The sequence below is a fragment of the Nocardia asteroides genome (assembly GCF_021183625.1).
Taxonomy (GTDB): domain Bacteria; phylum Actinomycetota; class Actinomycetes; order Mycobacteriales; family Mycobacteriaceae; genus Nocardia; species Nocardia asteroides_A.
The window spans coordinates 3111573-3126244 of record NZ_CP089214.1 but is presented as its reverse complement, the minus strand read 5'-3'; the positions used below and the strand labels follow the sequence as shown (position 1 = coordinate 3126244).

The following is a 14672-nucleotide window of genomic DNA, read 5'->3' as shown; positions in this document are numbered from 1 at the left end:
AGGCGTGAAGGCCACTACCGCACGAGGTACCTGATTACGACTGTTCGGCGAACGGCCAGCAGGTCCTCGCCAGGTGCCGGAACATGGTTGACGTGAGCCTCCGCATTTCCGAGACCGTGTTACGTCGAACGGGAAATCACCCTTGCCCGCACGCGAACTTCATTTCCAAGACTATCTTTTCGCCCCGGGCCACCTCGCCGCGTTGGGTATCCGACAACCCCTCGACGCCCCTCAGCGCTCGCCCGTCGCCGATCTGGTGGACGCCTACGAAGCAACCATCTCGATAGGATCCGTGTACGAGAAATATCGTGCCGTACGAAGCGTTCGCCCTGTCCATCGGCGTGAACGCCGCACCTGGCGAGTTGATTCCATCCTGTGGCCTGTCGACCACAGGGCCGATGAAGGTCTTGGTGACCATCAGGCGATCGATATTCGCACTGCTGAGAGAGACTTCCTCGAAGCCATCCACCTCGGTGGACGTGGCATGTCGCATTTCTGCCGGCGGATCGACTTCGGCGCGAATTCGTCCCCATGCGATTACGCCGACGAAGATCACCGGCGAGATTCCTACGGCTACCAGAAGCGCAATCAACAGGTACTTCGAAGCCTTCTGTGCTCGGCGAGCTATCGGCATGTGTATGCTCCGTCTATTATTTCGGAAGCTCTGGCATACGAAGCGTCGTTCATAGCGACATACTGCTTGACCTGCGGTCCCAGGTCCTTCCGTCTGTAGTAGTCGTCCATGGCGCCTTCCGAATTGTACCCCGCCGCCATGAAATCATTGCTGCTGTACCGTTCCCTGATTTCGTCGGGGAGTGTCGGGCCATATTGGTCCTTTATTCTTGCCATGGTAAAGGTGGCTGCCATGATCGCAAACGAATCATCGTACTGAACGCGCTCCCAGGGAATGTGTCCGAATTGATCCGGGAATTGCTCCTGAAGTTCCTGGTAGGTCTTCTCTTTGATATTGGTCAAGCCGAGTGACATGCCCATACCGGTGGGACTGGTGGCCTCGCGGAACGGATTGAGGATATCTCTGGTCGCATCCCAGAATCCGCTCCCGATCTGCTCGAGCTGGGTATCTGCCCGGTCCCCGCCTTCATTGAAGATGACGGCGAGTACCTGCTTGGGGTCGACTCCGGCTTCGTTGCCGTAGCGGACCGCGTCATCGATCCATCCGCGCACGATGTCGTTGGCCCCGTGGTAGTCACGCAGGCCGTCGGGGTTGAGCTCGCATTTGGGCGCGGGAGATTTCCAGGTGGCTCGGTTGACGAGTTCATCGACGGGTGAGGACATGATTTCCTCCAGCCTCGCCTTCAGTTGCGAAAGATTCTCGGCGGCGGCGAACTCGGCGGCGGCGAGCAGACTGTAGAGCGTATGGCCCGTGATCGCGGTCGCGAGCGCCGCGGCCCCGTCCACCAGGGCCGCGCCCTCCGGTGCTTCCGCGAAGGAGATGGTGACCGCGGTGTTCGAGCCTGCCGCTGTGACGGTGCTGCCCGGGAAAGCTCCGGCCGCATTCGCCACCAGTCGCGATCGTAGGTCTGCGAGCGCGGCGGCATGCGCCGCGGTGGTCGTGGCGAACCCCGCGGCGACTTCGGTGACGGTGGTGGGCGCTGCGGCGAGAATGCCGAGCATGGCGAGGATGTCTGCCTTTTCCGGCGCTTCGGCCGTGTCGAAGGAGGCGGCTATCGCCTGGATGCGGGCGGGGCCTGCGCGCCACGTGTCATGGTCGCCGAAGCTGCGCCACGCGGTGCTCGCCGCGTCGAGTGCGTCGGTGTCCCCGGTCGGTACCTGCGCATTGCCGTGCCGGAGGGCGGCGGCGAACGTATCCCGGAAGGTGTCCGAGTTGGACCGCAGGCCGCGATCGGAGGTGGTGTACGGCGCGGGCATGGGGTCGGGAATGTCGATATTCCTGTCGTCCCAGGTCTGGCCGACTCGGGGTGGTGGCGACACCGGCCCGCCGCCCTTGTTCGTGGCCGGGTTCGCGTCGTGTTCGGCCTTCGCCCAGGTGTAGCCGGCGAGCTCGAGCATGTCGCCCATGGTCTGAACCGCGTTGCCGTAAGCGACGAGCACGCCTTCCAGATCGGCGGCGACCGAGGAGTATCTGCTCACCCACGGAGCGGCGGCCGGATAGTTTCCGGCCATTCCCGCGCTGGTCGCGAGTCCCGGGTTCAGCGAGTTGTGGACCGAGTCGAGCACCCCCGCGTACTCGCTACGAATCGCCTGCGCGGCAGCGTAGTAGACAGCGGGGTCGACGGTGATCGGCGACAATGTCGAACCCCCTACCTGCCGCGGAACAGCCGGGTATTGACGGTGCCGGCTTCGGTGTAGGAATCGTGCGCGGCCCGGGCCGCTGTGCTCATCCCGCGGACGCCATCGACGAACTGGCGGGCGCCGGCCGACCACTGCTGCTGTGTTGTCCCGTAGGCCTGTGCGGCGGCGCCCTCCCATGCTGCACCGCCCAATAGCGTCGATACCTTCGCGTCGATCTGGTCGATGTGATCGGCGAGGAATCCGGCGAGCCCGGTCAGCCTCGAGACGACCTGTTCCACCTCGTCGAGGTCCACGGAGAACGGCGTGTTCCCGGCGGTCACCGCTGTCCGCCTGGAAAAGAACGCTCCGATGCCATCGTGCCGCCCCCTGCCCGCCCGTGCTCGAAACAAATCTACCCGCTGAGGGAGGAGGGCAGCTCACCGCAGCCGGTGGGTGACGTGGTTCTGGGCGGCGCTCGCGCTAGCCGGAGGTGACGGGGACCGCGTCGGGGAGCAGGTCGCGGAAGACGCCGTTGGCGGGGGTAGCGCGGGACAAAGCGTCGGCCGCCAGGACAACCGCGGCCCCGGTCCAGGTGGTGCGCTCCTCTGGCCACCGCTTCCCGTCGGCGAACACCAGCCCGGTCCAGTACGACCCGTCCAATTCCCGCAGGTGCTGCATGGCGGCGAACAGCGTCCGGGCGCGTGAGTGCTCGCCCATGGCGTCCAGCGCGAGGACGAGCTCACAGGTCTCCGCGCCGGTGACCCACGGCCGATCGTCGACGCAGCGAATCCCGATATTGCCCACCACGAACCGCGACCACGAGGCGTCGATGCGCGCGTGCGCCCCCGGCCCGCGCAGGGCACCGCCGAGGATCGGGTAGTACCAATCCATGGAGTAGCGATCCTTTGGCGTGCAGGCGCCGGGATCGTCGCGCAAAGCGACACCGAGCCGGTGCCGCGCCGCGGCCCAGAGGGGCTGCGGGTCGCCGAGCCGCTCGGCGAGCGCGAGCCCGCAGCCGAGGCTCTGGTACATGCTCGAATTGCCGGTGACCAGCGCCTCGTCCGTGCCGAGGGTCCACGGGATCACCCCGCGCGGCAGCTGCAGCGCGACCACGAAATCGAGCCCGGCGCGCACGCTCGGCCACAGTTCGCGGGCGAACGCGAGGTCGCCGCTGCGCAGCAGGTGGTGCCAGACGCCGACCGCAAGGTAGGCACAGAAATTGACGTCGATATCCGTGGATTCCACGACCCCGGAGCGGAACTGCCGCGGCCAGGAGCCGTCGGCGTTCTGCGTCGACGCCGACCAGCGGTAGGCGACCACCGCCTCGTCGTAGAGCCCGGCCACGGACAGCGCCATGGCCGACTCCACGTGGTCCCACGGGTCGGTGTGCCCGCCGGTGAACCACGGGATGGCGCCCGTGGACTCCTGCGCGGTCGCGATCGACTCCGCGGTCTTCAGGCACTGCCGCCTGCTGAACACCCCCGCGACGGAGGGGAGTTCAGAGGGCGGCACGCTGCACCGCCGGCTTGACGAAGTACAGGGCCACGCTCTTGCCGATCAGCGGGTCGAGCAGCCGCTCGGCGGTGCGGGTGACGCGGGGGGCCTTCATCATGTCCCACACCAGCAACCGGTGGTAGGCGCGGGCCAGCGGGTGCTCGTCGTTGCGCACCCCGACCGCGCACTTGATCCACCAGTACGGCGAGTGCAGCGCGTGCACGTGGGTGTCGCGGACGAACCGCATGCCGAGCTTCGCCACCTTCTCGCGCAGCTCACCGGCCTTGTAGATGCGGACGTGGCCGCCCTCGTTGGCGTGGTACTCGTCCGACAGCGCCCAGCAGATCCGCTCCGGCAGCCAGCGCGGCACGGTGACCACCAGCTGCCCGCCGGGGCGCAGTACCCGCACCAGCTCCGCGATGGCGGCCTCGTCGGCGGGGACGTGCTCCAGGATCTCCGAGGCGAGCACCACGTCGAAGGTGTCGTCGCCGTAGGGGAGCGCCAGGGCGTCGCCCTGGACGGTCTTGGCCGAGGCGCCGGGGGGCGCCTCGCCCGCGGCGGCCATGGCGCCGAACATGGTCTCGACCTTGTCGAGTTCGGGGGCGTCCTGGTCGAAGGCGATCACCTCGGCGCCGCGGCGGTAGGCCTCGAACGAGTGCCTGCCCGCGCCGCAGCCGACGTCGATGACCCGCACCCCCGGTCCGACACCGATCCGGTCGAAATCAACGGTCAGCACGCGCGCCCTCCTCCTGCTCCGAACCGGCGTGCCGCTCGATCGCGCGCCGGTACACCTCAACGGTCTGTGCAGCCACCGACTCCCAGCTGAACACCGAGACCGCGCGCTCCCGGCAGGCGAGCTGCATGCGGGCCCGGCGGGCGGGGTCGTCGAGCAGCCCGCCGATTACGGTCGCCAGCGCGGCGTGGTCGCCGGGGGTGGTCAGCTCGGCGCAGACGCCGGGCTCGCCGACCACCTCGGGCAGCGCGCCCGCCCGGCTCACCACCAGCGGGGTCCCGCTGGCCATGGCCTCGACGGCGGGCAGCGAGAACCCCTCGTACAGCGACGGGATGCAGGCGACCTCGGCGGAGGCGAGCAGCTCGGCCAGCTCCAGGTCGGTGACGCCGGAGCGCACCGTCACGATGTCGCTGAGGCCGAGCTCGGCGATCATCTTCTCGGTCGGGCCGTTCGGCTCCAGCTTGGCCACCAGGTGCAGCTCGATCGAGCGCAGCGAGCGCATCCTGGCGCAGGCGCGCAGCAGGTGCGCGACGCCCTTGAGCGGCTTGTCCGCGCTCGCCACCGCGACGATCCGGCCGGGTACCCGCGGCGCGGGGCGCGGGGCGAAGAGCTCGGTGTCGACGCCGAGCGGCACCACGTGCAGCTGCGCCGGGTCGACGCCGAAGTCGGTGGCGATGTCGGTCGCCGAGGTGGAGGAGACGGTGACCAGCTCGGGAAGTTGCCGCGCCACCCGCTGCTGCATGCCGAGGAAGCCGTACCAGCGGTGCACGAGCGGCTTGCGCCACCACTTCGCGGCGGCCAGGTCGACCGCGCGGTCCCTGGTGATCGGGTGGTGCACGGTGGCGACCACCGGCAGGTGCTTCGCGATGTCGAGCAGCCCGGTGCCGAGGCACTGGTTGTCGTGCACCACGTCGAAGTCGGCGAGCCGCTCGCGCAGCAGCCGGGCCGCGCGCAGGCTGAAGGTGCGCGGCTCGGGGAAGCCCGCGGTCCACATGGTGGCGACCTCGAGCACGTCGAGCCGGTCCCTGATCTCCCGCGGGTGCGGGGTGCGGAACGGATTCTCGTCGCAGTAGAGATCGAGGCTCGGCACCTCGGTCAGCCGGACCCGCGGGTCGAGCTCCTCCGGGTACGGCTGCCCGGAGAAGACCTCGACCTCGTGGCCCAGCTCGACCAGCCCGGAGCTGAGCAGCCGGACGTAGACGCCCTGCCCGCCGCAGTGCGTCTTGCTGCGGTAGGAGAGCAGGGCGACCCGCATCAGCGCCCCGCTTCGACGGCGGCGGGCAGTGCGGCGAGCTTGCCGGCCAGCCGTTCCAGGTAGGCCCTGACCTCGGGCTCCGGTTTGTCCGGCAGCCCGTAGAGCACGTCGGTGACGCCCGCGGCGGCCCAGTCGGTGAGCCGGTCGGCGTCCGGCTTGAAGTCCAGCGCGACGACCCGCGGTCTGCCTTCCCGGCCCGCCTCGTCCCAGATCCGGTGCAGCAGCGCCAGCCGGTCGGTCACGTCGGTCTCGCCGGGGGTGGTGATCCAGCCGTCGGCGGACTTGGCGATCCAGCCGAAGGTCTTCTCGGTTCCCGCCGCGCCGATCAGCACCGGCACGTCGCGGGCCGGCTTGGGGTAGGCCCAGCTGGGGCCGAAGCTGACGTAGTCGCCCTGGTAGGACGCCTCCTCCTGGGTCCACAGCGCGCGCATGGCCTCCAGGTACTCGCGCAGCACCGTGCGCCGCTTGCCCGGCGGGACGCCGTGGTCGCTCAGCTCGTCGGTGTTCCAGCCGAAGCCGGCGCCGAGCACCACCCGGCCACCGGAGAGGTGGTCCAGCGTGGCGATGGTCTTGGCCAGGGTGATCGGGTCGTGCTCGACCGGCAGCGCGACCGCGGTCGCCAGCTCTATCCGCGAGGTCACCGCGGCGGCGGTGCCGAGCGCGACCCACGGGTCGAGGGTGCGCATGTAGCGGTCGTCCGGCAGCGACGCGTCGCCGGTCTGCGGATGGGCGGCCTCGCGCTTCACCGGGATGTGGGTGTGCTCGGGCACGTAGAAGGAGTGGAAGCCGGTCTCCTCGGCGGCCTTGGCCGCCGCCGCGGGGGTGATACCGCGGTCACTGGTGAACAGCACGATGCCGAAACGCATTGCCTGCCTCGTCTTTCGCTCAGGTGATCAGGCGGCTTGATCTTGCACGGTAGTGCGCCGCCGGGAATCTTGCCGATTCGGCGTCAGTTCTTCGCCGCGGCGAGACCGGCCCTCCGACCGTAGAAGCTACCGTCTCCGAGTGATGCGCCGCTGACATAACCGCCGGTACAGATGCCTGAAGTGCAGCGTCCGGCGGCGTAGAGGCCGGGGATCGGCTCCCCGGAAACATGCAGCACCCTGGCATCGAGATCGGTGCGCAGCCCGCCGAGGGTGAAGCCCGCGGTGAAGTTGCGCATGTCGAAGGCGGCCACCGCGCCGGTGAGCGGCCGCAGCCACTGCTCCTTCTTGCCGAACAGCGGGTCGGTGCCTTCGGCGGCGTAGCGGTTGTAGACCTCGACCGTGCTCTGCAACGCCTGCTCCGGGAGCCCCATGTCGCTCTCCAGCTCGGCCACGGTCTCCGCGGCCCAGGTGGGCGGCACCCGGAAGAACGGCGTCGAGGTCTCGGTGGCCAGCGCCTCCTCGTGCGCCCGCTCGTCGATCACCAGGTAGGCCTGGTTCTCCTGGTGGAACAGCGTCATCTGCCCGATCCGGCCCGGGTAGGTGTCCTCCGGGACGTAGCGCTGGCCTCGGCCGTTCACCATGATGCCGCGCGCCATCAGCTGCGGGTCGGCCATGAACGCGACCTCGGTGGCGTCCAGGTGCGAGGTGGCGGCGCCGAGCGCGACGGCCACCTTGATGCCGATGCCGTCGTGCTCCTCGATGGCCGCGGCGGGGCGGCCGATCAGCTGCGGCGCGTGGTCGGCGATCATCTGCTCGGCGTAGGCGAAGCTGCCGGTGGCCAGCACGACCCCGCGTTCCGCGCGGACCGCGACGTCCTTGCCGTACCGCTTGGCCAGCACCCCGACCACCCGCTCGCCGTCGGTGATCAGCCGGGCCAGCCGGATGTCGTACTCGACCCGGACGCCGAGCGCCTCAGCCGTCTCGGCCAGCGGCTTCATCAGCATGTAGCCGCCGCCCTTGGAGCCGGTGCGCTTGTTCGACATCTGCGGCACGTGCCCGCGCGGCGCCGGGGTGGCGATCGTGTTGAAGGGTGCGGCGTTCTCGCCGCCGGTGTAGCCGAGGCCCTCGTCGTGCGGCGCCTCCCAGCCGGGCTCGCCCCAGAATTCCTCCTTGAAGGGCACCCCGTTGCCGACCAGCCAGTTGTAGTGCTCGACGCTGCCCCGGCTGTAGTCGCCGATCTTCGCCCTGTCCGCCCCCGGCCCGACCGCCGCGAGCAGGAACTTCTCCATGTTCTCCGGCGAGTCCTCGAAGCCGAGCGCCTGCTGCAGCGGGGTCCCGCCACCCAGGTACACCCAGCCGCCCGCCAGCGAGGCGGCGCCGCCCCAGCCGCTGGTGCGCTCCAGGATGAGCACGTTCGCGCCCGCCCGCGCCGCCTCGATGGCGGCGCAGACGCCTGCGATGCCGTACCCGGCGATCACCACGTCCGCGGTCTCGTGCCACTCGGTGATCGACTCGGCCGCGACCGGCCGCAGCGGGGTTTCCTGATCGCTCACTTCTTCTTCTCCTGCTGGGCGATGACCTTGCCGACCACGGAATCCAGCTTGGTGCCGAGCGGCCAGCCCGCGTAATGACACAGGAAGAGCGCCGCGTCGCGCAGCTGCTCCGGGGTGAACTCGCCGTTGCCGAGCGCCGCGCCGATCTGGATCTCGGCCACGTCGAAGAGGTTCTGCGCGGTGAGCAGCCCGATCAGCAGCAGCCTGCGATCCCGGATGCTCAGCGCCTCGCGGGACCAGATGTCGGCGAAGAGGTGGTCGGCGGTCGCGGCGAAGTGGTCGCCCGGGCCGTCCTTGAACTCCCAGCCGTACACCTCGCTCATCTTGGCGAGGCCCTTCTCCCTGCGTTCATTCACTGGGGTTCTCCTCAGCTTTTTCGGCGAGGGGGCCGCGCCCGACGCCGAGCCCGATACCGAAATCGCGCAGCGCCTGCCTGGCCAGCGGCAGCGGCACGTCAAGCCGCGCGCCGAGCTCCAGCGCCAGGCTCAGATCCTTCTCGCCGAGCCCGCGCACGTGGGTGAGGATCGGCAGCCAGAAGTCGCCGTCGGGGATCGGCGCGGTGGTGTCGCGCAGCATGATCGACCCCGCCCCGCCGGTCACGGCGTCCGAGTGCCGCACCACCTTGCCGAGCGCGGTGATGTCCAGCCCCGCCGCCTCGGCCAGCCGCTGCCCCTCGGTCGCGGCGGTGAAGGCGACGAAGTGCAGCAGGTTGCGGGCCAGCTTCATCCTGGTCCCAGCGCCGACCGGCCCCGCGTGCACCACGAGGTCGGAGAAGAGCCCGAACGGCTCCTCGACCGCCGCGAAGGCGGCGTCGCTGCCGCCGACCATGACCGCGAGCCGCCCGTCCTTCGCCCCGCCCGCGCCGCCGCTCACCGGGGCGTCGACCAGGTCGACCCCCTGCGCGGCGCACTGCTCGGCCAGCTCCTCGGCGGTCCGGTCGGCGATGGTGGAGTGCACCGCGATCACGGTGCCGGGCGCGGCGGTGCGCAGCACCCCGTTCTCGCCCGCGACCACCTCGCGCACCTGGGCGTCGTCCAGCACGGTGATCGAGACGACCCGCGCCCCGTCGGCGGCCTCGGCAGGCGTGGCCGCCGCGACCGCGCCCTTCGCCGTGAACGGCTCGAGCGCCTCGGCGCGCACGTCGCAGACCGTGAGCCCGCCCGGCCAGGCGAGCAGCCGCTTCGCCATGGGCGCGCCCATGTTGCCGAGCCCGATGAAGGCGACCCGCTCGCTCATGAGCGGATGATCTGTCCGCCGTCGACGTTGACGATCTGGCCGGTCACCCAGTTCGCGTCGTCGGAGAGCAGGAACAGGCAGGCGCCGACGAGATCGTCGGGGGTGCCCATGCGCTTGAGCGGGAGCCGGTTCACCATGTCCCTGACCATGTTGCCCGGGGTGACGTTCTTGGTGGCCTCGGTGTCGATCGGGCCGGGCGCGATGGCGTTGATCCTGATGTTCGAGCCGCCCAGCTCGGTGGCGAGCTGCTGGGTCAGGCCGTTCACCCCGACCTTGGCCAGGCCGTAGAAGCCGGAGTACAGCCAGGCCGCGGTGGAGGACTGGTTGACGATCGAGCCGCCGCCCGCCTTGGCCATGTGCTCCCAGACCGCGCGGGTGACGTTCAGCGCGCCGTCCATGTTCACGCTCATGAACTTCTTGTAGTAGTCCCACGGCACGGTGAGCAGCAGGTCGAGCTTCATGTCGCCGTAGATGGCGGCATTGTTCACCAGGTGGTTGATGGCGCCGAACTGCTCCAGCGTGAAGGCGGCCAGCGCGGCGGCGGAGTCCGGGTCGGCCACGTCGACCTCGCCGAAGACGGCGGTGCCGCCGTCGGCGACGATCTTCTCCGCGACGGCCTTCCCGGCCTCGGCATTGCGGTCGGCGACGACCACCTTGGCGCCCTCGGCGGCCAGCGCCTGCGCGTAGGCGGCGCCGATGCCCTGTGCGGCACCGGTGACGATGGCGGATCGTCCTGCGAAACGGGACACGTTCTGCTCCATTCTTTTTCGGAAAAAGGGGTTCAGAGCCCGGTCGCGACGAGCTTGGCTTCCAGGTACTCCTCGAACCCGAGCACGCCCATCTCGCGGCCGATGCCGGACTGCTTGTAGCCGCCGAACGGCACGTCGCCCGAGTACCAGACGCCGCCGTTCACCGAGAGCGTGCCGCTGCGCACGGCGTCGGTGACCCGGCGGATGCGCCCGGGGTCGGAGCCCCAGATCTGCCCGGAGAGGCCGTAGGGGGAGTCGTTGGCGATGGCGATCGCGTCGTCGTCGCCGTCGTGCGGGATGACGACGAGCACCGGGCCGAAGATCTCCTCGCGGGCGACGGTGTGGCTGTTGTCCACGTCGGCGATCAGCGTCGGCTCGAGGAACCAGCCGCGTTCCTGGTACTCCGGGCGCTTGCCGCCGACCACGATCCGGCCGCCCTCGGCCTTCGCGATCTCGAGGTAGCGCTCCACCCGGGCGCGCTGCCGCTCGGAGATGAGCGGGCCGCAGACGGTGCGCGAGTCGGTCGGGTCGCCCGCCCTGATCCCGCCGAGCGTGCCGGCGGCGATCTCGACCGCCTCGGCGTACTTGGCCCGCGGCACCACCAGCCTGGTGTAGAGCGCGCAGCCCTGACCGGCGTGGATGGCCACCGCGAAGGCGGTCATGCCGACGGCGCCGCCCAGGTCGGCGTCGTCCAGGACGATGCTGGCGGACTTGCCGCCGAGCTCGAGGAAGGTCTTCTTGAGCGTGCCCGCGGCCGCGGTCATGACCGACTTGCCGGTGGCCGTCGACCCGGTGAAGGTCACCATGTCCACCCGCGGATCGGTGGTCAGCTGTGTGCCGAGGCCGTGGTCGGACGAGGTCACGATATTGACGACGCCCGGCGGGATATCGGTCTGCTCGGCGATGATCCGGCCGACCTCGGCGGCGCACCACGGGGTGTCCGGCGCCGGCTTGAGCACCACCGTGTTGCCCGCGGCGAGCGCGGGGCCGAGCTTGGCGAAGTTGATCTGGTGCGGGAAGTTCCACGGCGTGATCGCGCCGACCACCCCGATCGCCTCGCGGCGCACCGTGCGGTGGCTGCGCATCCCCATCGGGGCGGCCTCGCCGTGGTCGGTCTCCCAGGTGTAGTTCGCGGCCAACTCGGCCGCGAAGGTCAGGTCGTCGATCGGAGCCTCCAGCTGCGGGCCCGAGGTCAGCATGACCGGTGCGCCCGCCTCGGCGACGGTGACGGCGCGCAGCCGCTCCACGTCGGCCTTCAGCGCGTCCCGCAGCTGTGCGACGCAGCGGGCGCGGAAGGCGTGGTCGCGGGACCAGGTGGTGCTGTCGAAGGCGGTGCGCGCGGCGCCGATGGCCGCGTCCATGTCGGCACCGTTCGCGTCGGCGGCCGCGCCGAGCACCTCCTCGGTCGCCGGGTTGACGGTGTCGAACTCGCCACCGCCGCCGCTGACGAGCTTTCCGTCGATCAACAACCGTGAGCTGTCCGTTGGCAGCAGGCTCATCGCGATCTCTCCCAAGTGTCTGGACAAGTGTTCGGAATATATTCCGATCAGCCGTGATGGCGCAAGAACACGTTCTCATTCACCTGGTCGTGGCGATTCCGCCGCAGCGCCGCCGCGAGTGTCGCATCCTCGGAGGTGTGCACGGATGTCCGCGCAGATTCCATTGTCCTCCACAGGTGTCGGTGGTACCGTCCAGACACATGTCCAGCTGTCTGTCTGCCCGGCACGCGGTACCGCCGCGCGGCGCAGAGAACTCGTTATCGAAATCGGGGTGCTCGCGATGACCGGTTCCACCGCCCTTGAACCCCTGGCGTTCGATCCGTACGACTACGGCTTCCACGAAGACCCGTACCCGACCTACCGGCGGCTGCGCGCCGAGGCGCCGCTCTACCACAACCCGGAGATCGGGTTCTGGGCGCTGAGCCGGTACGCCGACGTCACCGCCGGGTTCCGGGACAGCACCAAGCTCTCCAGTGCCAACGGCGTCTCGCTCGACCCCGCCGCCTGGGGCCCGCACGCGCACCGCACCATGTCCTTCCTCGCCATGGACGACCCGCGGCACATGCGCATGCGCAGGCTGGTCTACAAGGGCTTCACCCCCAAGCGGGTGGCCGAGATGGAGGACCGGATCCGGGAGCTCACCCTCGAGTACCTGGAGCCCGCGCTGGCGAGCGGCCGCTTCGACTGGATCGACGAGGTCGCGGGCAAGCTGCCGATGGACGTGATCAGCGAGCTGATGGGCGTCCCGGTCAGCGACCGCGCGGAGATCCGCAGACAGGCCGACCTGGTCGTGCACCGCGCGGACGGCGTCCTCGACGTCCCGCCGGAGGCCATCGACGCCTCGCTCGGCCTGGTCGGCTACTACGCCGACATGGTGGCCGCCCGCAGGAAGAACCCCACCGACGACCTGACCTCGGCGCTGCTCGACGCCGAGATCGACGGCGACGTGCTGACCGACGACGAGATCATCGGCTTCATGTTCCTCATGGTGGTCGCGGGCAACGAGACCACCACCAAGCTGCTCGGCAACGCGCTCTACTGGGGCGGCCACAACCCGGCCGAGTACGCGAAGGTCGCAGGCGACCAGGAGCACGTCAGCGACTGGGTCGAGGAGACGCTGCGCTACGACACCTCCAGCCAGATCGTGGCCCGCACCGCCACCGCCGACCTGGAGTACCACGGCGGCACGATTCCGCAGGGCTCCAAGGTGCTGCTGCTGATCGGCTCGGCGAACCGGGACTCCGAGGCGTTCGACGACGCCGATAGCTACCGGATCGACCGCACCGACTCCACCGCGCTCGCCAGCTTCGGCGCGGGCGTGCACTTCTGCCTCGGCGCGCACCTGGCGCGGCTGGAGGCCAACGTCGCGCTGGCCGAATTCGCCAAGCGGGTGCGTGAGTACCACGTTCACGAGGACGGGATCGAGCGCGTGCACTCGACCAACGTCCGCGGTTTCGCCAAGCTCCCGATCTCGGTGGAGGTGCGCTGATGCCCCGTTTCGAACCCCATCCCGAGCGCAGGCCGGTGCTGGTCGCTGGTGCCTCGTCCGGCATCGGCGCGGCCACCGCGGTGCGGCTGGCCGGGCTCGGGCACCCGGTGGCGCTCGGCGCCCGCCGGGTGGCGCAGTGCCAGGAGCTGGCCGAGAAGATCAGGGCCGACGGCGGCACCGCCACCGCGATCCGGCTCGACGTCACCGACCAGGACTCGGTGGAGGAGTTCGTCGCCACCGCGGAGCGCGAGCACGGCCCGGCCGAGATCCTGGTCTCCGGCGCCGGCGATATCGAGTTCGGCCGGATCCAGGACATGGCGCCGGACCGGTTCCTGGCCCAGGTGCAGGTGCACCTGGTCGGCGCGCACCGGCTGGTGCACACGGTGCTGCCCGGCATGCTGGAGCGGCAGCGCGGCGACCTGGTGCTGATCTCCTCGGACTGCGCCGACATCCCGCGCCCGCACAACGGCGCCTACAACGCCGCCAAGACCGGGCTGGAGGCCTTCGGCCACCAGTTGCGGATGGAGCTGGAGGGCACCGGCATCCGCGCCTCGCTGGTGCGTCCGGGCCCGACCGTCACCGGAATGGGCATGAACGCCTCGCCCGAGTCGGTCGGACCGCTGCTGGAGAGCTGGATGGCCTGGGGCTTCGCCAGGCACCCGTACATGCTCAAGCCGGAACACCTGGCCGACGCCGTCGCGACCGTGGTCTCGGTGCCGCGCGGCGCGCACATGGTGCTGGTCGAGGTGCAGCCCGAAGCCCCGCTGAAGCCCCGCACAGACGGAGATGCGCGGCCATGAGAGTCCAGGTCGACCTGGATCTGTGCCAGGGCCACGCCGTCTGCGCGGCCGAGGCGCCCGACGTCTTCACCGTGCCCAAGCGCGGCCAGGTCGAGATCCTCGACGCCGAACCCGCCCCCGAACACTTCGAGGACGTGCGCAATGCCGTCCGCTACTGCCCGACCCAGGCCCTTTTTGTGAAAGGCGAAGAGCTATGACCGGATTCGATCGCGCCGAGCTGGACGAGATGATCGCCCGCTGGATCGCGGAGAACGAGCGCGCCGAGGAGAAGGGCGACTGGCGCCCGCTCGCCGAGCTCTACACCACGGACGCCACCTACGGCTGGAACTACGGCCCCAAGCAGGAGTTCATGGCGGTCGGCCGGGAGGAGATCCGGGAGCTGGCGCTCGGCCAGGAGATGGAGGGGTTGGAGGGGTGGACCTACCCCTACCAGGACTTCGTGGTGGACGAGCGCTCCGGCAACGTGATCGGGCTGTGGAAGCAGGTGGCCGACGCCACCCGCCCGGACGGCGGCAAGTACACCGTGGACGGGATCGGCGGCAGCTGGTTCAAGTACGGCGGTGACTTCCAGTGGTCCTGGCAGCGCGACTTCTTCGACTTCGGCAATGTCTCCGCGCTGTTCCTCGAGATGATCACCGCGAACGCGCTCTCGCCGGGGATGCTGAAGCGGATCGAGCGCTCCACCGCCAAGGAGCCGCTGCCCGGCTGGTACAAGATCGGCACGTCGCCGGTTCCGATCTGGTAG

16 protein-coding genes are annotated in these 14672 nt (G+C 69.8%); 4 read left to right on the top strand and 12 right to left on the bottom strand.

What is annotated here, in order from left to right; translation table 11 throughout:
• Positions 1–136: 136 nt before the first annotated feature.
• From LTT61_RS15135 to LTT61_RS15080, 12 genes are all read right to left on the bottom strand, one after another.
• Positions 137–556: a hypothetical protein gene (locus tag LTT61_RS15135; protein ID WP_233020597.1), complete on the bottom strand. Its 420-nt coding sequence runs from the start codon at positions 554–556 to the stop codon at positions 137–139.
• A 68-nt stretch (positions 557–624) separates the two neighbouring features.
• A complete protein-coding gene (locus LTT61_RS15130; protein ID WP_233020596.1) occupies positions 625–2271 on the bottom strand; it encodes a hypothetical protein in 1647 nt (548 codons plus the stop codon).
• Between the two features lie 11 nt (positions 2272–2282).
• The gene (locus LTT61_RS15125) at positions 2283–2594 is read right to left on the bottom strand and encodes a WXG100 family type VII secretion target (RefSeq protein WP_233020595.1); all 312 of its coding nucleotides are present in this window, start codon (positions 2592–2594) and stop codon (positions 2283–2285) included.
• Between the two features lie 139 nt (positions 2595–2733).
• Positions 2734–3765, bottom strand: a complete 1032-nt coding sequence (locus LTT61_RS15120; protein WP_233020594.1) for a prenyltransferase — start codon at positions 3763–3765, stop codon at positions 2734–2736.
• Positions 3752–4483 (bottom strand): class I SAM-dependent methyltransferase, encoded by a 732-nt coding sequence (locus tag LTT61_RS15115; protein ID WP_233020593.1) that lies wholly within the window; start codon positions 4481–4483, stop codon positions 3752–3754. Before LTT61_RS15115 ends, LTT61_RS15120 begins: the two co-directional genes overlap by 14 nt.
• Positions 4470–5735, bottom strand: coding sequence for a glycosyltransferase family 4 protein (locus tag LTT61_RS15110; RefSeq protein ID WP_233020592.1), 1266 nt, complete (start codon positions 5733–5735; stop codon positions 4470–4472). Before LTT61_RS15110 ends, LTT61_RS15115 begins: the two co-directional genes overlap by 14 nt.
• On the bottom strand, positions 5735–6601 hold the full coding sequence (locus LTT61_RS15105) for an LLM class F420-dependent oxidoreductase (RefSeq protein WP_233020591.1): 867 nt from the start codon (positions 6599–6601) through the stop codon (positions 5735–5737). Before LTT61_RS15105 ends, LTT61_RS15110 begins: the two co-directional genes overlap by 1 nt.
• Before the next feature lie 83 nt (positions 6602–6684).
• Complete coding sequence (locus LTT61_RS15100; protein WP_233020590.1) at positions 6685–8154, bottom strand: FAD-dependent oxidoreductase; 1470 nt, start codon at positions 8152–8154, stop codon at positions 6685–6687.
• Positions 8151–8477, bottom strand: a complete 327-nt coding sequence (locus LTT61_RS15095) for a carboxymuconolactone decarboxylase family protein (RefSeq protein WP_233021024.1) — start codon at positions 8475–8477, stop codon at positions 8151–8153. Before LTT61_RS15095 ends, LTT61_RS15100 begins: the two co-directional genes overlap by 4 nt.
• A 25-nt stretch (positions 8478–8502) precedes the next feature.
• The gene (locus LTT61_RS15090; protein ID WP_233020589.1) at positions 8503–9390 is read right to left on the bottom strand and encodes an NAD(P)-dependent oxidoreductase; all 888 of its coding nucleotides are present in this window, start codon (positions 9388–9390) and stop codon (positions 8503–8505) included.
• Entirely contained in the window at positions 9387–10139 is a 753-nt protein-coding gene (locus tag LTT61_RS15085) for an SDR family oxidoreductase (protein WP_233020588.1), read from the bottom strand. The genes LTT61_RS15090 and LTT61_RS15085 overlap by 4 nt, the downstream gene beginning before the upstream one ends.
• Positions 10140–10171: 32 nt before the next feature.
• Positions 10172–11638, bottom strand: a complete 1467-nt coding sequence (locus tag LTT61_RS15080) for an aldehyde dehydrogenase (protein ID WP_233020587.1) — start codon at positions 11636–11638, stop codon at positions 10172–10174.
• Positions 11639–11918: 280 nt separating this feature from the next.
• On the opposite strand from LTT61_RS15080, the gene LTT61_RS15075 reads away from it, so the two are divergent.
• The 4 genes from LTT61_RS15075 to LTT61_RS15060 are packed head-to-tail and all read left to right on the top strand — an operon-like array spanning position 11919 to position 14672.
• Positions 11919–13127, top strand: a complete 1209-nt coding sequence (locus tag LTT61_RS15075) for a cytochrome P450 (protein ID WP_233020586.1) — start codon at positions 11919–11921, stop codon at positions 13125–13127.
• On the top strand, positions 13127–13927 hold the full coding sequence (locus LTT61_RS15070; protein ID WP_233020585.1) for an SDR family oxidoreductase: 801 nt from the start codon (positions 13127–13129) through the stop codon (positions 13925–13927). Before LTT61_RS15075 ends, LTT61_RS15070 begins: the two co-directional genes overlap by 1 nt.
• Positions 13924–14124, top strand: a complete 201-nt coding sequence (locus LTT61_RS15065) for a ferredoxin (RefSeq protein ID WP_233020584.1) — start codon at positions 13924–13926, stop codon at positions 14122–14124. The genes LTT61_RS15070 and LTT61_RS15065 overlap by 4 nt, the downstream gene beginning before the upstream one ends.
• Positions 14121–14672, top strand: coding sequence for a nuclear transport factor 2 family protein (locus LTT61_RS15060; RefSeq protein ID WP_233020583.1), 552 nt, complete (start codon positions 14121–14123; stop codon positions 14670–14672). Before LTT61_RS15065 ends, LTT61_RS15060 begins: the two co-directional genes overlap by 4 nt.